Genomic DNA, 17,122 nt, shown 5'->3' on the forward strand with positions numbered 1-17,122 from the left:
ACCAGGTCCACGACTCCGTCTTCTACTGCGTCGCCAACATGCCCGGCGCCGTCCCCCGCACCTCCACCTACGCCCTCACCAACGCCACCCTCCCCTACGTCGCCGCCCTCGCCGACAAGGGCTGGAAGGAAGCCACCGCGACCGTCCCCGGACTCGCCGCAGGACTGTCCACCCACGACGGACAGCTGCTGTCCACCGAAGTCGCTGCCGCGCACGGCTACACCGCAGTCTCCTGAGCGACTGATCCGACGAGAGCGTATCCAGCAGACCTGCGAATGCGGGACAATCGAACGATGGCTTGGCTCGAGGTCGTGCGCACCGGACCCTTCACCACCGTGCAGGATCGGGGCCGACCCGGTTACGCGTCGATTGGGGTCGGCGAGTCGGGTGCCGCCGACCGAGACGCACACGACAGCGCAAACAGGTTGGTGGGCAACCATTCCGGCGCAGCCACGCTGGAGGTCACACTGGGCGGGCTCGCGGTACGTGCGGCCGGGACCGTCTCTGTCGCCGTCACGGGCGCCCGGAACCCCGTCACCGTCAATTCCGAACCCCGGCCCACCTACACGATGCTGCACCTGAACACCGGCGACCTGCTGGAGATCGCGTTCACATCGGAAGGACTCCGCAGCTATGTCGCGGTGCGCGGAGGTTTCGACGTGCCCGCGGTGATGGGGAGCCGGTCCACCGACACTCTGTCGGGGATCGGCCCCGATCCCGTCGCCGAGGGTGATCGGCTGCTGGTCGGTGCGGATGCCGGCGACTGGCCTGCGGACGAGATCATCCCCCCACCGGCCGCCCCCGAGGATCCGCTGATGATGCGCGTCCGGCTCGGACCGCGGGACGACTGGTTCACCCCCGCGTCCGTCGAAGCCCTTCTCCGCGAGACGTGGACGGTCAGCTCCGACACCAATCGTGTGGGGGCGCGACTCGCGGGTCCGGGACCGTTGCACCGCGCGGTGACGGAGGAGATGCCGAGCGAGGCCATGGTGGCGGGGGCGCTGCAGGTGCCGCCCAACGGTCAGCCCATCCTGTTCCTGGCCGATCATCCGGTGACCGGCGGCTATCCGGTGATCGCCGTGGTCGCCGAGGCCGATTTGCCGGTGGCTGCGCAGTTGCGGCCCGGGCACCGAGTCCGCTTCCACCGGATGGTGGCGCCGACCATTCCGCGGTGACGCCCTACCTCGCTGCCAGCGCTGTTCGGAGCCCGCGAAGCCGTCCGGTCACGGGATCGGCCCCGACCGCCGCCCGCCCACGGAACTTCACTTCCGAGGCCGTCTCCGGCGCGTCGTCCGACGTCGCCCGGAGGAATCGGTTGGGCAGCGCCAGTTTGTGAATGGTGCGCAGCGTCAGAAGGTATTGCCGCGCAAGCGAACCGGTGGTGTACGGCAGGTCGTACTTCTCGCACAGGCCGCGCACCGCGGTCGAGATCTCGGCGTACCGATTGCTGGGAATGTCAGGGAAGAGATGGTGCTCGATCTGATAGCACAGGTTGCCGCTCATGAAGGCCATGACGGCGCCGGCCCGGAAGTTCGCGGTGCCGAGCATCTGGCGGAGATACCACTCGGCCCGGCTTTCGTCCTCGAGTTCCGCAAGCGTGAACTTTTCGGCTCCGTCGGGGAAGTGCCCGCAGAAGATCACGACGTACGACCACACGTTCCGCAGCAGGTTGGCAACGAGATTCGCCTTCAACGTTCGTCGCCACCGCCGCCCGCTGAGAACGGGGAACAACACGTAGTCCTTGCCCATCTGCCGCGCGATCTTGCCGAGCAGATCTCGCACCGGTGGACGCAGACGCCGGCTCGCTTTGTCTTCGGCACTCGGCGGAAGCAGATCGTGGAGCGCGATGCCCCATTCGAACGACGCCGCGAGCAGAAGATTCTGAATCGGCTGTAGCAGGTGGATCGGACGCCATTCCTGATCACGAGTGACGCGCATGACGCCGAACCCGACGTCATCGTCCATCCCGAGCACGTTGGTGTACTTGTGGTGACGGAAGTTGTGCGCATACTTCCACTGCGACGACGGACCCACCTGATCCCACTCCCAGGTGCTCGAGTGGATCTCGGGATCGTTCATCCAGTCCCACTGCCCGTGCGAGACGTTGTGGCCGATCTCCATGTTCTCGACGCTCTTGGCCACACCCAGTGCCGTCGTCCCGAGGACCACGCCCGTGGACGACCGGCTGCCGTGGATCATCAGTCGGGCGAGTCCGTCGAGCACGCGCTGGAACGCGATGGTGCGGCGGATGTACGTCGCGTCCTTCGCCCCGAGGGACTCCGCGACGTCGCGGCGTAGTGCGTCGAGTTCGAATCCGAGCGCCTCGACGTCCTGCTGGGTGAGGTGCGCGTATTCCTTGATATCGGTGATTGCCATGACCGGCCTCCAACCTCGCGGTCACTGATGACCTCAGTGAACGCCGCTGGTAGCAGCCTGTCAACACTGTAGGTCTACGGTAGGTGTCGACAGTGTTGAAGCGGCACCCTCAGCCCGCTACCGACCGTGCGGGCTTGCCCGACGACGACCTGCTGTTCGCGGGTCGGGGAGCCTAGCCGCGGCGACGACGGGCGATGTCGGCGAGCACGACACCCGCGGCGACGGACGCGTTGAGCGATTCGACGGGGCCCGCCATCGGAATGCTGAGGATGGCGTCGCAGTTCTCGCGGACCAGGCGCGACAGTCCCTTGCCCTCCGAGCCGACCACGACCACCACGGGGCCGCTGCCGTCGAACTCGTCGAGGGTGGTATCGCCACCCGCATCGAGACCAACCACCTGGACGCCCTTGGACGCCCAATCCTTCAGTGTGCGAGTGAGATTGGTGGCGCGGGCGATCGGCAGGCGGGCTGCCGCGCCGGCGCTCGTCCGCCACGCGACCGCGGTGACCGACGCACTGCGGCGCTCCGGGATCACCACACCGTGACCACCGAACGCGGCCACCGAACGCACGACGGCACCGAGGTTGCGGGGATCGGTGATGTTGTCGAGGGCCACGAGCAGCGGCGCCTCCTGATGCTTGCGGGCTTCCGCGATCAGGTCGTCGGGGTGCGCGTAACGGTACGGGGGCACCTGCAACGCGATGCCCTGGTGCATGCCGTTGGCGCTGAGCCGGTCGAGATCGGTCCGGGGAACCTCGAGGATGGAGATGCCCGCGTCGGCAGCCCGCTGAACGGATTCCTTCAGGCGATCGTCGCTCTCGGTCCCGACCGCGACGTACAGCGCGGTCGCGGGGACGCCGGCGCGCAGGCACTCGACGACGGGGTTGCGGCCCAGCACGTTCTCGGGGCCGTCGAGCACCTTGCGTCCGGCGGTCTGACGACCGCGGCCGGGCTGCTTGTCGGCTTCCCTGGCCGCGCGGGCGGCGCGCTTGGCGGCGGGGTGCTTGGTGCGGGATTCCGCGGGCGGGGTGGCGCCGCGGCCTTCCAGTCCCTTGCGGCGCTGGCCACCGGAACCGGCGACCTGCCCCTTCTTGGTACCGGCCTTGCGGATGGCTCCGCGCCTACTCGAATTTCCAGCCATTACTACTGTCCTGCCTTGAGAGACCACTCGGGCCCGTTGGGGGTATCGGTGACCTCGATGCCCGCCCGGATGAGACGGTCACGCACCTCGTCGGCCACAGCCCAGTTCTTCTCGGCGCGGGCACTCTGCCTGCGCTCGAGTTCGGCCCGGACCAGAACGTCCAGGGCATCGGTTGCCGCGGACGCATCCGCGGTCTCCTGAGTCCAGTGCTCGTCCAGCGGGTCGACGCCGAGGATTCCGAGCATGGCCCGGACCTGCGACGCGATCTCGCGCGCACCCTCGAGATCTCCGCCGTCGAGGGCGATGTTGCCCTCGCGGACCTTGCCGTGCACCTCGGCGAGCGCGGCGGGGACGGCGAGGTCGTCGTCGAGCGCGCGAGCGAATGCCTCCGTCCACCGACCGACCGGCACCTCACCGGCACGCTCCTGCGTGCGCATGACGAACGACTCGATCCGGCGGAACGCCGCGGCCCCCTCGTCGAGCGCGGTGTCGGAGTACTCGAGCATCGACCGGTAGTGGGCACTGCCCAGATAGTAGCGAAGCTCTTGCGGCCGAACCTTTTTCAACACGTTCGGCACCGAGAGAACGTTGCCGAGCGACTTCGACATCTTCTCGCCACCCATGGTGACCCAGCCGTTGTGCAGCCAGTACTGCGCGAAGTCGTCGCCGGAGCACTTGGCCTGCGCGATCTCGTTCTCGTGGTGCGGGAACACCAGGTCGAGGCCACCGCAGTGGATGTCGAACGCCGCCCCGAGATAGAACTCGGCCATCGCCGAGCACTCGAGGTGCCAGCCAGGCCGGCCCCGGCCCCACGGCGTCGGCCACGACGGCTCGCCCGGCTTCTCCGCCTTCCACAGCGTGAAGTCGCGGGGATCACGCTTGCATTCGCCGGCGCTCTCGCCCTGGTGCACGTCGTCGAGCTTGTGCCCGGACAGGCTGCCGTACCGGGGGTAGCTGCGGACGTCGAAGTAGACGTCCCCGCCCGCGGCGTACGCGTGGCCGTTGTCGATGAGGCGCTGCATCATCTCGACCATCTGCGTGATGTGACCGGTGGCTCGCGGCTCGACGGACGGCGGCAGCACACCCAGCTGCTGATAGGCCCACGTGAAGGACCGCTCGAACGTGGCGGCCCACTCCCACCACGGCCTGCCCGCCTCCGCGGCCTTGTTCAGGATCTTGTCTTCGATGTCCGTGACGTTGCGGACGAACGCCACGTCGTAGTCGTGGGCGAGCAGCCAGCGTCGCAGCACGTCGAATGCGACGCCGCTGCGTACGTGGCCGATATGGGGGTCGCCCTGCACCGTGGCGCCACACAGGTACACCGATGCGTGTCCAGGGGCCAGCGGAACGAAGTCACGCATGGCCCGCGTCTCGGTGTCGAATAGGCGCAGGGTCACGACCAGCGATCCTACCTGGCGCTTCGATCGGGAATGACCAACGCGGTGGCCATGGCGGCGATCCCCTCGCCGCGCCCGGTGAGGCCGAGCCCGTCCGTGGTGGTCGCGGACACCGAAACCGGCGCGCCCAAAATGTCGCTGAGCACCTTCTGCGCCTCGTTTCGGCGCGGGCCGATCTTCGGCCGGTTCCCGATTACCTGGACCGCGGCGTTGGCGACACCGAAGTCGTCTTCTTCGAGGAGGCGGCGTACCTCGGCGAGCATCGCGGCACCGCTCACCCCGGACCATTCGGGCCTGCCGGTTCCGAAGACGGAGCCGAGATCGCCGAGTCCGGCGGCGGAGAGGAGGGCGTCGCAGAGTGCGTGAACGGCCACGTCGCCGTCGGAATGGCCCGCGCAGCCGTTCTCGTCCTCGAAGAGCAGGCCGGCCATCCAGCACGGCCGTCCCTGCTCGATCGGGTGGACGTCCGTCCCGATTCCGACTCGCACTAGTGCGCTCCCTCTTCCACCAGCGCGCGGGCCAGCACGAGGTCCAGCGGCGTGGTGATCTTGAATGCTGTGGGTTCTCCGACGATGCTGCGGACCCGTTCCCCGAGGCGCTCCACCAGTCCGGCGTCGTCCGTGGCGATGCCGTCGGCGGCGTCGTAGGCGCGCCGGAGCAGTTCCGCGGTGAAACCCTGCGGCGTCTGCACGGCCCGCAGTTCGGACCGCTCGGGGGTGCCGGTGACCGCACCGAGAACGTCTACGGTCTTGATGGTGTCCGCCACCGGGAGGACTGGGATGACGGCGCTGCGGCCGCAGCGCAGCTCCGCGACCACCCGCGCGATGAGCGACGGTGGTGTGAGCGCTCGGGCGGCGTCGTGCACTAGCACGTATTCGGCGTCGTCCGCGACGGCGAGTCCGGCGCGAACCGAATCGGTCCGCTCGCTTCCGCCGGCCACGACGGTGACTTCACCGGGGAGGAGGGTTCGCGTCGACTCGACGAGCTCCTCCGGAACGATCACGACGACGCGGTCGACAGCCCCCGACTGCAGGAGCCCGTCGACCGCGCGTGTAAGCATGGTCGTCCCACCCAGATCAACGAATGCCTTGGGCTTGTTCTCGCCCAAACGCACTCCCTGACCTGCGGCGGGAACCAGTGCGACTACAGGACCTTTTCCCTCGGCCACTGTGGGTATCGCGACTGTCTAGGACGCGGCCGCGAGGACCTCGTCGAGGATGGTCTCGGCCTTGTCGCTGTCGGTGCCTTCGGCCAGTGCGAGTTCGCCGACAAGAATCTGCCGCGCCTTCGCGAGCATGCGCTTCTCTCCTGCGGACAGGCCGCGATCCTGCTCGCGACGCCACAGGTCCCGAACGACCTCGGCGACCTTGTTGACGTCACCTGACGCGAGCTTTTCGAGATTCGCCTTGTAACGGCGCGACCAGTTGGTGGGTTCTTCGGTGTGCGGTGCCCGCAGTACCTGGAAGACCTTGTCGAGACCTTCCTGGCCGACGACGTCGCGTACGCCCACGTACTCTGCGTTGTCTGCGGGAACCCGTACGGTGAGATCGCCCTGAGCAACCTTGAGAACGAGATATTCCTTCTGCTCACCCTTGATGGTGCGGGTTTCAATAGCTTCGATCAGCGCCGCACCGTGATGGGGGTATACGACGGTGTCTCCGACCTTAAAAATCATCTGTCCCGTGCCCCTTTCGATCATTCGAGTTTAACACGTGTCCGGAACCTGGTCTCATCAACGGTGCAGGTCAGGGGCATCATGGCCTGACCGTAGGGGTTGACAGGGTCCCCGATACGTGCATTCCGGACACCCCGATCGGGCGGTTCTCCAGCGCCGAAACCGCACGCAGACAACCATTGTGAGTACCCAGCGAGCAGGCCACGCGGACGAACTACTACTCTGCCTAGTTGAAGTGCGAACCTGACACCGGAGGACAACTCGTGACTGCTCTCGACAAGTCGACTCGCCGAGTCGCTACCGCCGTCGCTCTCGCTGCCGGCGCAGCACTCGTGCTGTCCGCCTGCAGCGCGGGCCAGATCACTCAGACGTCGAGTCAGGTCGCCGCGGTCAACGGCAACAGCGCGGACGTCGGGTCGATCGCCCTGCGCAACGTGCACGTGGTCTACCCCAACTCCGCCGAGTACAGCCTCGAGCCGGGCGGCACCGCCGTCCTCGCGTTCACCGCGATCAACAACAACGAGGACACCCCGGACAAGCTGACCCGGATCAGCACCGACTTCGCGCAGTCCGTCACCCTCGGCGACAAGGCGGGCGGCCTCGAGATCGCGCCGCAGACCGCGCTCGTCGCCGGACTTCCGGGCGAGGAAGCCGCTGAGGGCGCGGAGGCCGCGGGCCAGAAGGACGCCAGTGCCGACGCACCGGCCGACGTCGTCCTCGTCACCCTGGACGGCCTGAAGGAAGGCGTCCGCCCGGGCCTCACCTTCCCCGTCACGTTCGCGTTCGAGAAGGCCGGCGACGTCACCGTGTCCGTTCCCGTCGACGCGGGCCACGAGACCGAGCGCCACGTCTCCGACACGTCCCCCGGAGCCGAAGCCGAGGGCGGCGGACACTAGCAGCCGGACCGGGTCCGCTGTCGGACCCGATACCTAGGCTGGCCCGGTGGCCAAACTCAAAACCAGCTTCCGCTGCTCGTCGTGCCAGTGCACCGTTCCCAAATGGGTCGGCCGGTGCCCCGAGTGCGGTAGCTGGGGATCGATGGACGAGGCCCCGATCGTTGCGTCCGTCGCCAGCCGCCCCGGCGCCTCGCTCGCAAAAGCCGGGGCCGGAGCGGTACTTCCGTCCACCCCGGCCACTCCGATCACGCGGATCGACAGCACCTCCACCCGTGCCAAGCCCACGGGCATCGACGAACTGGACCGTGTCCTCGGCGGCGGGGTGGTGCCCGGTTCCGTCGTTCTCCTCGCCGGCGAACCCGGCGTCGGCAAGTCGACCCTGCTCCTCGAGGTGGTCCACCAGTGGGCCCGCCGCGGCCCGGACGACCGCTCCCTCTACGTCACCGGTGAGGAATCCGCCGGACAGGTGCGGCTGCGGGCCGACCGCACGGGTGCCGTCCACGAGCGGGTCTATCTCGCCGCCGAATCCGACCTCGCGACCATCCTCGGCCACGTGGAGCAGGTGCGTCCCACCCTGCTGATCGTCGACTCCGTGCAGACCATGCTGGCCGCGGACGTCGACGGCGTGGTCGGCGGAGTCACCCAGGTGAAGGCCGTCACCAGCGCCCTCACCTCCCTCGCGAAGGCCAGCGGTGTGCCGGTGCTCCTCATCGGCCACGTCACCAAGGACGGTGCGGTCGCCGGACCGCGGTCGCTCGAGCATCTCGTCGACGTGGTGCTGCACTTCGAGGGCGACAAACACTCCACGCTGCGGATGGTGCGCGGCGTCAAGAACCGTTTCGGCGCCGCCGACGAGGTCGGTTGCTTCGAACTGCGGGAAGACGGCATCGCCGGCATCAGCGACCCGTCCGGACTGTTCCTCCATCACCGTGCCGAGGCCGTTCCCGGAACCGCCGTCACCGTCATGATGGACGGCAAACGGCCCCTCCTCGGTGAGGTGCAGGCCCTCGTGGCCGCCACGTCCATGCCCGCACCCCGGCGTGCCGTGAGCGGACTCGACAGCGCCCGCGTGGCCATGGTGCTGGCCGTGCTCGACCGCCGGTGCGGGGTGCCGATCGCGAAGAACGACGTCTACGCGGCCACCGTCGGCGGAATGCGGATGACCGAGCCCTCCGCCGATCTCGCGTTGGCGCTCGCCGTCGCGTCCGCCGTGAAGGACAAGCCCGTTCCCGACGGACTGGTGATCCTCGGCGAAGTGGGACTGGCCGGCGAGGTTCGCCGGGTACCCGGCGTCGGGCGCAGGCTCGCCGAGGCCAACCGCCTCGGATTCACCCGCGCGATCGTTCCCCTCGACTCCGGGGCGGCCCCGAAGGGCATGAAGGTCACCGAGGTCGGAAACCTGGGGGCAGCCATCGCGTCACTGCGGTGACGCTCGGATCGCGGTGACGCTCAGATCGACGACGTGCCGAACGGGCGCTCCGGCACACCGTCGACGAAGTCCTTGGTCTTCTCGAAGTGCTCGGCCGTCACGGTGAGGAACAGCCCCCGCGACGTCGCCACGACCACGTCGGGATCGGCCGTCGGCCCCTCGACGATGCGCGCCTCGGCGCTCGCGTACACCTTGCGGCGGATCGACCCGTCGATGCGCGCGTGGAATTCGAGGACGGAACCCAGCGGGATGGGCTTGGCGAAGTCGATCTCCAGATGACCCGTCACCACCGGTCCGTCGACGATCGATCGGCACACCATGCCCAGCGCCTCATCGAACGCGGTCGAGAGGATGCCGCCGTGGATCACTCCCGGACCGCCCTGGTAGCGAGGAGCCACCTCGAGCCGGCCCCACACGTCGAGCCCTTCCCCGGCCGTGAAGCTCATCGACATCCCGGCAGGCGACTGGTCGCCGCACCCGAAGCACCGTGACCAGTGCTGCGGCACGGGCTGACCTGCAGCGGGGAAGCTGCCGACCGGTGCGGGCAGGGTCAGGTCGTCGGGCAAAGTCCAGGTACTACTCATGGATAGGTAATCTAAACGCGGGTCCGGACGTGTTTCCGCGGCGGGCCCCGACAAGTGACGTCTACCTCAGCGGGAGTATTGCGCGATGAACGATGCCGAGTCGTCGTCTGCGCTGCGCGAAACGATAGCCCGGCTGGCTCCCGGAACGGCACTCCGCGACGGCCTGGAGCGCATTCTGCGCGGACGCACGGGCGCCCTGATCGTCCTCGGCTACGACGAGCAGATGGAAGAGATCTGCGACGGCGGCTTCGAGCTCGACGTGGAGTTCGCGCCGACCCGCCTGCGTGAGCTGTCGAAGATGGACGGCGCCGTGGTTCTGTCCACCGACGGGTCCCGCATCGTGCGCGCCAACGTCCAGCTGGTCCCCGACCACAAGATCCCGACCGTCGAGTCCGGCACGCGTCACCGCGCCGCCGAGCGGACGGCCATGCAGACCGGGTACCCCGTGGTGTCGGTCAGCCAGTCGATGAGCATCGTCAGCGTGTACGTCGGCGGCATCCGGCACGTCATCGACGGGTCCGCCACGATCCTGTCGCGTGCCAATCAGGCGGTGGCCACCCTCGAGCGGTACAAGGCGCGGCTCGACGAGGTGACCCGCCAGCTGTCGGTGGTCGAGATCGAGGATTTCGTCACGCTCCGCGACGCCCTGACCGTGGTGCAGCGACTGGAGATGGTGCGGCGCGTGTCCGTCGAGATCGAGCAGGACGTGCTCGAGCTCGGCACGGACGGACGTCAGCTCGCACTGCAACTCGAGGAACTCGTCGGCGACAACGACGTGGCGAGGGAACTCATCGTGCGCGACTATCTGGCCGGCACCGGCCCGGCGCCCGCGGAGGACGTCGAGAAGTCGCTCGCCGCGCTCGACAGGATCACGGACGCAGACCTCCTCGACCTCACGACGTTGGCCCGGGCATTCGGGTACCCGGGCACCATCGAAGCGCTCGAGGCGCCGATGAGTCCTCGCGGCTACCGCGTCCTCACCCGCGTTCCCCGACTGCAGTTCAACCAGATTCACCGGCTCGTCGGCTCGTTCGGGACGCTGCAGTCACTGCTGGCCGCGACGGCCGCCGATCTGCAGTCGGTGGAGGGGATCGGCGGGCTGTGGGCCCGGCACATCCGCGAGGGCCTGTCCCGGCTCGCCGAGACATCGATCTCGGGCCCGTACGACTAGATCTCCGGTCCGGACGACTAGTAGGACAGCCGCAGCGCGTCCAGGCGGGTGCGGATGGTCAGTGCACGCGCGAGTTGCGGGCGGTCGCTGCCACTCCGGACACCCGAACCGTCGACGCCGAGACGGTCGATCACCTCGGCCGCCCAGGCCGCGTCCGCGGCGGAGGGGCTCAGCTCGCGGTTGACGTCGCCCGTGTGCGCGGCCTTCATGCACAGTTTTCCGGACATTCCCATCGACCGCGTGACGCCCAGATCCGCGATCCGGGTGCGCTGGTCGTCGACCAGAGTCGGTCCGTCGACGGGTGCCGCGATACCGGCGGCGCCGCTCGCGACGACTAGGCGTCCCCGGGCGTAGGCAAGCGCGTCCGGCTCTGCGCTCGCGCCGGTGTCCCGCCGGAAATCGCCACTGCCGAACGCCAATCGCAGTGTTGCCGGCTCGCAGGCGATCTCGAACGCGAACTCGATTCCCCGCGCGGACTCGACGAGGGCGAGCACCGGAACCGCACCGCCGAGCCGGGCAGCGGTGTCCCGGACCTGTTGCCCCGATTCACTTTTCGCCAGCATGACACCCTGCAACCCGGGGAGGCCGCGGAGCGCGTCCACGTCGGCCCACCAGTCTTCGGTGGTCGCGGCGTTGATCCGGACCCAGGCGGCGCCGCCACCGGACAGCCACGCGGCGACCGACCGCCGGGCATCGGAGCGTTCCGCGGTGACCACACCGTCCTCCAGATCGAGGATGACGGCGTCGGCGCCGCTGCGTTCGGCGAGGTCGAAATCCTCGGTCCGCGAGGCAGATACCAGCAACCATGACCTCGCGTGCCGAGCGTCGAGGGGAGTCGTTGTGAGAATGGTTCTCGTCCTTACTGTCGGTGGTCCGGGCCGGCTTCTCCGACCACGGTTTCCAGTGCGATCCGGACGGCATCCAGGTGTTCGGCCATGGCGCGGGCGGCCTTGTCGTAACTCTTGGAGGCGATGCCCTCCACGATCCGGTCGTGCTCGTCGTTCGACTTCTGCTGCCGCCCCGCAACGAGATTCAGCGTCTCGGACTGCCGGGTGAGGGCCTCGCGAATATCGACGATCACGGATTCGAACACGCGGTTGCGGCTCGTCCTGGCGATGAACGCGTGGAACTGCGCATCCAGGGACACCCACACGAGGGGATCGTCCTCGTCCCGCATCTGGTCCACGAGGCCGCGCAGGGCGGCCAGGTCTTCGGCGGTGTGCCGCTGCGCCGCCCATCCGGCGGCGGGAATCTCCACGTGCGGACGCGCCTCCACGAGCTCGTTGGCCGCGTAGTTCCCGAAGTCGAGGTCGCGAGCGATCGAATCGCTGACGACGAACGTTCCGAGGCCCGACTTCGTCTCCGTGAGCCCGAGCGCATGGCAGGACCGCAGGGCCTCCCGGATCACCGACCGGCTGACCCCGTGCCGCGCGGCGAGGGACGCTTCGGAGGGAAGTCGTTCGCCGACCGTCAGCTCACCCGACGTGATCGCGGCACGAAGGTCCGCGAGGACCGCCTCCGCGGCGCTGACCCGCGCCGTGACCGGGCGCCTGGCTGCCCAGCTGTCTGACAGGTTCATGTGGATATTCTGCTCACGCACCGGCGACAACGTCAATACGAGGCACTGCCGGGGGTTGACGCCTGCGAGTGAGCGCGGTAACAATTGCACCTGTCTGACAGCCTGGCAGGTGGATAGCCGGGTGGCTCGACCGAGAAATCTACCCTCTTCGAGCAGCAGACTCCATCCGCCGCATCCGTGCAGAGCAACGGCTCGCGCGAATCCCCGTGAGGAATGATCAAGTGCTCGAAACGCGAACAGAACACGATCTGCTCGGCGACCGCCAAGTGCCCGCGGATTCCTACTGGGGAATCCACACGCTGCGGGCCGTGGAGAACTTCCCCATTACCGGCCGGCCGATCTCCACCAACCCGTATCTGATTCGCGGGCTCGCCTACGTCAAATGGGCCGCGGCAACCGCCAACGAGAAACTCGGGATCCTCGATCACCGCCGGGCCGACGCTATCGGGCAGGCGTGCCGGGAGATCGTCGACGGCCGCTGGCACGAGCAGTTCGTCGTCGATGTCATCCAGGGCGGCGCCGGGACGTCGACCAACATGAACGCCAACGAGGTGATCGCCAACCGGGCACTCGAGATCCTCGGACACGGGCGCGGGGAGTACGCGGAGCTCCACCCCAACGAGCACGTGAACCTCAGCCAGTCGACCAACGACGTCTACCCCAGCGCGGTCAACATCGCGACGATCTTCGCGATCGACGACCTGCTGGACGCGATGCGCGTCCTGCAGGAGGCCTTCGCGACGAAGGCGGTCGAGTTCGCCGACACCGTGAAGATGGGGCGCACCCAACTCCAGGACGCGGTACCGATGACGCTCGGCCAGGAATTCGCCACGTACTCCGTGATGATCGACGAGGACCGCACCCGCCTCGACGAGGCCGCTCTCCTCGTCCACGAGATCAATCTCGGCGCCACCGCGATCGGCACGGGCCTGAACGCACCCGCCGGCTACGCCGAGGCAGCGTGCGACACGCTGCGGGAACTCACCGGATTCCCCCTCGTCCTGGCCACGGACCTGGTCGAGGCAACACAGGACGTCGGTCAGTTCGTCCACCTCTCGGGCGTGCTCAAGCGGATCGCGGTCAAGTTGTCGAAGGTGTGCAACGACCTCCGCCTGCTGTCGTCGGGACCGCGCGCGGGCCTGAACGAGATCAATCTCCCACCGGTACAAGCTGGTTCGTCGATCATGCCCGGCAAGGTCAATCCGGTGATCCCGGAAGTCCTCAACCAGGTGGCCTACGAGGTCATCGGCAACGACGTCACCATCACGATGGCCGCCGAATCCGGCCAGCTCCAGCTCAATGCGTTCGAACCGATCATCGTGCACTCCCTGTCCGAGGGGATGCGCCACCTCGGCGCCGCCTGCCGGATCCTGGCCGACCGCTGCGTACTCGGCATCACGGCCAACACCGATCTGCTGCGTGCCCGGGTCGAGGACTCCATCGGACTCGTCACCGCGCTCAACCCGTACATCGGTTACACCGCCTCGACCCGGATCGCGCAGGAAGCGCTGGTCTCCGGCCGCCGGGTCGCCGACCTCGTGATCGAGGCCGGTCTGCTCGACCGTGAAGAACTCGACCGCCTCCTCAGCCCCGAGCATCTCGCCAACTTGAGAGCGTCCGGTTCGCCACGGCAGACACCCGTCGCCGCTGCCGCGGAGGTGGTCTCGTGACGATCGAGAAGGACGACACCTCCGGCGTCGACATCTTCGTCGAGGAAGACCTCGGCTACCGGAAAGCGCTCGGCCCCAGACAGATCCAGATGATTGCGATCGGCGGAGCGATCGGCACCGGCCTGTTCATGGGCGCGGGCGGACGCCTCCACCAAGCAGGCCCCGCACTCGTCCTCGTCTACGCTCTCTGCGGGTTCTTCGCCTTCCTGATCCTGCGGGCCCTGGGCGAACTCGTGATGCACCGACCCACCTCCGGGTCGTTCGTGTCGTACTCGCGGGAATTCTTCGGCGAGAAGATGGCCTTCGCCGCGGGCTGGCTGTACTGGATGAACTGGGCGATGACCGCCGTCGTCGACGTCACCGCAGTCGCGCTGTACATGAACTTCTTCAAGAAGTACTGGGCACCGCTCGGGAACGTCGACCAATGGGTCTTCGCCCTCGCCGCGGTCGTACTGGTCCTCGGCCTGAATCTCGTCTCCGTCAAGGTGTTCGGTGAACTGGAGTTCTGGTTCGCCCTCATCAAGGTCGTCGCCCTCGCCGCGTTCCTCGGCTTCGGCATCTACTTCGTGCTGTTCGGAACGCCGATCGAAGGACATTCGTCGGGCTTCAGCATGATCACCGACAACGGCGGACTCTTCCCCAACGGAATCCTGCCCGCCGTCGTGGTGATCCAGGGCGTCGTCTTCGCCTACGCCTCGATCGAACTCGTGGGAACCACTGCGGGCGAGACGAAGAACCCACAGAAGGTCATCCCCAAGGCGATCAACACTGTCATCATCCGGATCCTCGTCTTCTACGTCGGATCCGTCCTGCTGCTGTCGCTGCTGCTCCCCTACACCGAGTACCACGCCGGCGAGAGCCCGTTCGTCACGTTCTTCGGCTCCATCAATGTGCAGGGCGCCGACGCGATCATGAACCTCGTGGTGCTCACGGCCGCGCTGTCCTCACTCAACGCGGGCCTGTACTCCACCGGCCGAATACTGCACTCGATGGCCATGGCCGGATCGGCGCCCTCGTTCGCCGCCCGGATGAACAAGGCAGGAGTGCCCTACGGCGGCATCGCCCTCACCGGATTCGTCATCCTGCTCGGCGTCGGACTCAACGCCGTCGTTCCCGCGCAAGCGTTCGAGATCGTCCTGAACCTCGCTGCGCTCGGGATCATCAGCGCCTGGGCCGTGATCGTGCTGTGCCAGCTGAAACTGTGGAAATTCGCCAAGGAAGGGAAACTCGCCCGGCCCGGTTTCCGGATGTTCGGCGCCCCCTACACCGGGCTCCTGACCCTGGTCTTCCTCGCGTGCGTCGTCATATTGATGGCGTTCGATCACCCCGTGGGAACCTGGACCGTCGGGTCCATCGCGATCATCGCCCCGCTGTTGGTGATCGGCTGGTTCGCCGCGCGGAACCGCATCCGCACCCTGGCCTCGGACCGCCCGACCGTTTAGCGAGAAAGGACAACAGTGCCGAAAGTCGCCGTCGTCACCACCGGAGGCACCATCGCCAGCAGGCGGGACGGGCAGGGTGTCAGCAGACCGGTGGTCGCAGGCCCGGATCTACTGGGCAGTGCGTGGACCGGGACGGAACTCCGTGTCGTCGACGTGATGTCGAAGGACAGTTCGAGCATGACGTTCGCCGATATGGACCGGGTCCGCGACGCCGTCACCGCGGAACTGCGCGATCCCGATCTCGACGCGGTGGTCGTGCTCCACGGAACCGACACCATGGAGGAGACCGCGTACCTGGTCGACCTCCACCACGCCGACCCGCGGCCGGTGGTGTTCACGGGTGCGCAGCGCACGTTCGACCACCCGGAATCCGATGCCCAGGCCAATCTGGCCGACGCGGTCGCCGCGGGATCGGACCCCGCTCTGCGCGGAGCGGGTGTCCTCATCGCGTTCGGAGGCGCCCTGCACCGGGCGGCAGGAACGCGGAAGGTCGACACGACGTCGCTCGCCGCGTTCCGATCCGTCCACCCCGCCGGTGTCACCCCGCGGCGAAGTCTCGATCCGCTGCCGTGGCATCCGATCTCCGGAACCCGCGTCGACATCGTCGCCGCCTATCCGGGGGCCGACCGCGTCCAGATCGACGCGTGCCGGGCCGCCGGGGCCCAGGGACTGGTGCTCGACGGGCTCGGATCCGGGAACGCGAACCCGGCGATCGTCGAGTCGGTCCGGGACTGCGCGACCGCCGGGATCCCGGTCGTGGTCACCACCCGGGTGCCGCAGGGCCCCACCTCCGCCACGTACGGCGGTGGGGGCGGCGGGCACGACCTCGTTTCGGCGGGTGCACTGTTCTCCACCGACCTCAGAGCAGGTCAGGCCCGCATCCTCCTCGCGGCGCTGCTCGCCGACCCCGAGCACACCGACCTCGACAAGGAATTCGATCGGCGCTCGCGCCTCGACCCCGCACCGAGGATCAGCTGAGGTTGAACGGCTCCGGCGCGCTGCGGAGCTGACCGAGCTGGCCGACCACGGTGTACGCACCGGGCCCCACCGGATCACGCTGGGGTTCCGGTTGCGTCAGGCAGTCGGGGGCGGACGTCTTGGCCGACCACTTCACGGTGAACTGAGCCTGCTCGCCGGGCGCGAGGGTGCGGACGTCGGCCGCGGACTGCGGGAAGCAGTCGATGTTGGACCACAGCCGCACGGCACCGTCGATCGTGTAGACGAGCACCTGCTGGAGGCTGCTGCCCAGATCACGTTCGCACGGTGTGGTGCCGATGTTGGTGACGACCGTCGTGAAGCTCGGCTCCTCACCCGCCAGGTACGTCGGCTTGTCGGCGGCCACCTTGATGGCCAGCGACTGGTCCGGGCACTGTCCCGCGGCGACCGGCTGGCCGCTGGGAGCCGCGCTGCTCGAGGTACCGCTGCTCGACGCCCCGGACGAACCGGACGCGCCCGAGGAGGCCTCGCCGCCGGCGGCAGCGGCGCCACCGCCGCCGCCACCGGAACCGCCCGAACTGCCGCTGGACGTGGACGAACCCGAGGCTGTCGGGGAAATCGACACAGGAGTGGTCAACGAGGAACTCGCTGCCGCCGGATCCGTCTCGGAGTCACCGCCACCACGTAGCGAGTTGATCAACCACACCACGAGCAGCAACACGACGATGGCGCCGCCGATCGCCAGCGCCCTGCGGCGCCAGTAAATCTCGGGGGGCAACGGTCCATTCGGTTCCAGCACGACGTCAACGGTAGTTCGGCGTCGCGC

The 17,122-nt window shown here is 68.0% G+C and carries 17 protein-coding genes and 1 pseudogene; 8 read left to right on the top strand and 10 right to left on the bottom strand.

Features of this window, described 5'->3' with window-relative positions; all coding sequences use genetic code 11:
* Together HGB39_RS29050 and HGB39_RS29055 are read left to right on the top strand one after the other, a co-directional pair.
* Positions 1-236: pseudogene (locus tag HGB39_RS29050) on the top strand (alanine dehydrogenase); the annotation flags it as partial.
* A gap of 57 nt (positions 237-293) precedes the next feature.
* Positions 294-1,175, top strand: a complete 882-nt coding sequence (locus HGB39_RS29055; RefSeq protein ID WP_043794105.1) for a 5-oxoprolinase subunit C family protein — start codon at positions 294-296, stop codon at positions 1,173-1,175.
* Between the two features lie 4 nt (positions 1,176-1,179).
* On the opposite strand, the gene HGB39_RS29060 is transcribed toward HGB39_RS29055, so the two are convergent.
* The 6 genes from HGB39_RS29060 to carD all read right to left on the bottom strand — a co-directional run bounded on the left by HGB39_RS29060 (position 1,180) and on the right by carD (position 6,589).
* A complete protein-coding gene (locus HGB39_RS29060; protein ID WP_005262238.1) occupies positions 1,180-2,376 on the bottom strand; it encodes a fatty acid desaturase family protein in 1,197 nt (398 codons plus the stop codon).
* A 172-nt stretch (positions 2,377-2,548) separates the two neighbouring features.
* Positions 2,549-3,517 (bottom strand): 23S rRNA (guanosine(2251)-2'-O)-methyltransferase RlmB, encoded by a 969-nt coding sequence (gene rlmB / locus HGB39_RS29065; RefSeq protein ID WP_005262235.1) that lies wholly within the window; start codon positions 3,515-3,517, stop codon positions 2,549-2,551.
* 2 nt (positions 3,518-3,519) lie between these two features.
* A complete protein-coding gene (gene cysS / locus HGB39_RS29070) occupies positions 3,520-4,914 on the bottom strand; it encodes a cysteine--tRNA ligase (protein WP_005262233.1) in 1,395 nt (464 codons plus the stop codon).
* 11 nt (positions 4,915-4,925) lie between these two features.
* Positions 4,926-5,402: a 2-C-methyl-D-erythritol 2,4-cyclodiphosphate synthase gene (gene ispF, locus HGB39_RS29075; protein WP_005244898.1), complete on the bottom strand. Its 477-nt coding sequence runs from the start codon at positions 5,400-5,402 to the stop codon at positions 4,926-4,928.
* Complete coding sequence (gene ispD / locus HGB39_RS29080) at positions 5,402-6,082, bottom strand: 2-C-methyl-D-erythritol 4-phosphate cytidylyltransferase (protein ID WP_037206070.1); 681 nt, start codon at positions 6,080-6,082, stop codon at positions 5,402-5,404. Before ispD ends, ispF begins: the two co-directional genes overlap by 1 nt.
* Positions 6,083-6,100: 18 nt before the next feature.
* Positions 6,101-6,589, bottom strand: a complete 489-nt coding sequence (carD, locus tag HGB39_RS29085) for an RNA polymerase-binding transcription factor CarD (protein WP_005262216.1) — start codon at positions 6,587-6,589, stop codon at positions 6,101-6,103.
* Positions 6,590-6,852: 263 nt separating this feature from the next.
* Here carD and HGB39_RS29090 point away from each other — a divergent pair, with 263 nt between their 5' ends.
* Positions 6,853-7,485, top strand: a complete 633-nt coding sequence (locus HGB39_RS29090; RefSeq protein ID WP_043794101.1) for a copper chaperone PCu(A)C domain-containing protein — start codon at positions 6,853-6,855, stop codon at positions 7,483-7,485.
* Between the two features lie 46 nt (positions 7,486-7,531).
* Positions 7,532-8,914 carry a DNA repair protein RadA gene (gene radA, locus HGB39_RS29095; protein WP_054248270.1) on the top strand — a complete coding sequence of 461 codons (1,383 nt, stop codon included), beginning with the start codon at positions 7,532-7,534 and terminating at the stop codon, positions 8,912-8,914.
* Positions 8,915-8,934: 20 nt separating this feature from the next.
* Here radA and HGB39_RS29100 read toward each other — a convergent pair whose 3' ends face one another.
* Positions 8,935-9,498, bottom strand: a complete 564-nt coding sequence (locus HGB39_RS29100; protein ID WP_037179973.1) for a PaaI family thioesterase — start codon at positions 9,496-9,498, stop codon at positions 8,935-8,937.
* An 85-nt stretch (positions 9,499-9,583) separates the two neighbouring features.
* Between HGB39_RS29100 and disA the strand changes: the two genes are divergently transcribed.
* Positions 9,584-10,669 carry a DNA integrity scanning diadenylate cyclase DisA gene (gene disA, locus HGB39_RS29105; RefSeq protein ID WP_005572507.1) on the top strand — a complete coding sequence of 362 codons (1,086 nt, stop codon included), beginning with the start codon at positions 9,584-9,586 and terminating at the stop codon, positions 10,667-10,669.
* 17 nt (positions 10,670-10,686) lie between these two features.
* Here the strand turns inward: disA and HGB39_RS29110 are convergent, their stop codons facing one another.
* On the bottom strand, positions 10,687-11,472 hold the full coding sequence (locus HGB39_RS29110) for an HpcH/HpaI aldolase/citrate lyase family protein (protein WP_005572509.1): 786 nt from the start codon (positions 11,470-11,472) through the stop codon (positions 10,687-10,689).
* Positions 11,473-11,528: 56 nt separating this feature from the next.
* Positions 11,529-12,248, bottom strand: a complete 720-nt coding sequence (locus HGB39_RS29115; protein WP_005262204.1) for a FadR/GntR family transcriptional regulator — start codon at positions 12,246-12,248, stop codon at positions 11,529-11,531.
* Positions 12,249-12,469: 221 nt separating this feature from the next.
* Here HGB39_RS29115 and HGB39_RS29120 point away from each other — a divergent pair, with 221 nt between their 5' ends.
* From HGB39_RS29120 to HGB39_RS29130, 3 genes are read left to right on the top strand one after another with little or no spacing between them, the layout of a single operon-like run.
* Positions 12,470-13,918: an aspartate ammonia-lyase gene (locus HGB39_RS29120; protein ID WP_005572510.1), complete on the top strand. Its 1,449-nt coding sequence runs from the start codon at positions 12,470-12,472 to the stop codon at positions 13,916-13,918.
* Positions 13,915-15,360: an amino acid permease gene (locus HGB39_RS29125; protein ID WP_005572512.1), complete on the top strand. Its 1,446-nt coding sequence runs from the start codon at positions 13,915-13,917 to the stop codon at positions 15,358-15,360. Before HGB39_RS29120 ends, HGB39_RS29125 begins: the two co-directional genes overlap by 4 nt.
* Before the next feature lie 15 nt (positions 15,361-15,375).
* The gene (locus tag HGB39_RS29130) at positions 15,376-16,338 is read left to right on the top strand and encodes an asparaginase (RefSeq protein ID WP_005572514.1); all 963 of its coding nucleotides are present in this window, start codon (positions 15,376-15,378) and stop codon (positions 16,336-16,338) included.
* Here HGB39_RS29130 and HGB39_RS29135 read toward each other — a convergent pair.
* The gene (locus HGB39_RS29135; RefSeq protein WP_043793243.1) at positions 16,331-17,095 is read right to left on the bottom strand and encodes a hypothetical protein; all 765 of its coding nucleotides are present in this window, start codon (positions 17,093-17,095) and stop codon (positions 16,331-16,333) included. The two genes, HGB39_RS29130 and HGB39_RS29135, sit on opposite strands and share 8 nt — an antisense overlap.
* Between the last annotated feature and the right edge of the window lie 27 nt (positions 17,096-17,122).

The organism is Rhodococcus opacus (assembly GCF_012396235.1).
GTDB lineage: Bacteria > Actinomycetota > Actinomycetes > Mycobacteriales > Mycobacteriaceae > Rhodococcus_F > Rhodococcus_F opacus.

Excerpts from the sequence above, each read along its gene's own strand:
- HGB39_RS29055 (WP_043794105.1), top strand. The coding sequence starts at position 294 with ATGGCTTGGCTCGAGGTCGTGCGCACCGGACCCTTCACCACCGTGCAG.
- HGB39_RS29060 (WP_005262238.1), bottom strand. The coding sequence starts at position 2,376 with ATGGCAATCACCGATATCAAGGAATACGCGCACCTCACCCAGCAGGAC.
- rlmB (WP_005262235.1), bottom strand. The coding sequence starts at position 3,517 with ATGGCTGGAAATTCGAGTAGGCGCGGAGCCATCCGCAAGGCCGGTACC.
- carD (WP_005262216.1), bottom strand. The coding sequence starts at position 6,589 with ATGATTTTTAAGGTCGGAGACACCGTCGTATACCCCCATCACGGTGCG.
- HGB39_RS29100 (WP_037179973.1), bottom strand. The coding sequence starts at position 9,498 with ATGAGTAGTACCTGGACTTTGCCCGACGACCTGACCCTGCCCGCACCG.
- disA (WP_005572507.1), top strand. The coding sequence starts at position 9,584 with ATGAACGATGCCGAGTCGTCGTCTGCGCTGCGCGAAACGATAGCCCGG.
- HGB39_RS29115 (WP_005262204.1), bottom strand. The coding sequence starts at position 12,248 with ATGAACCTGTCAGACAGCTGGGCAGCCAGGCGCCCGGTCACGGCGCGG.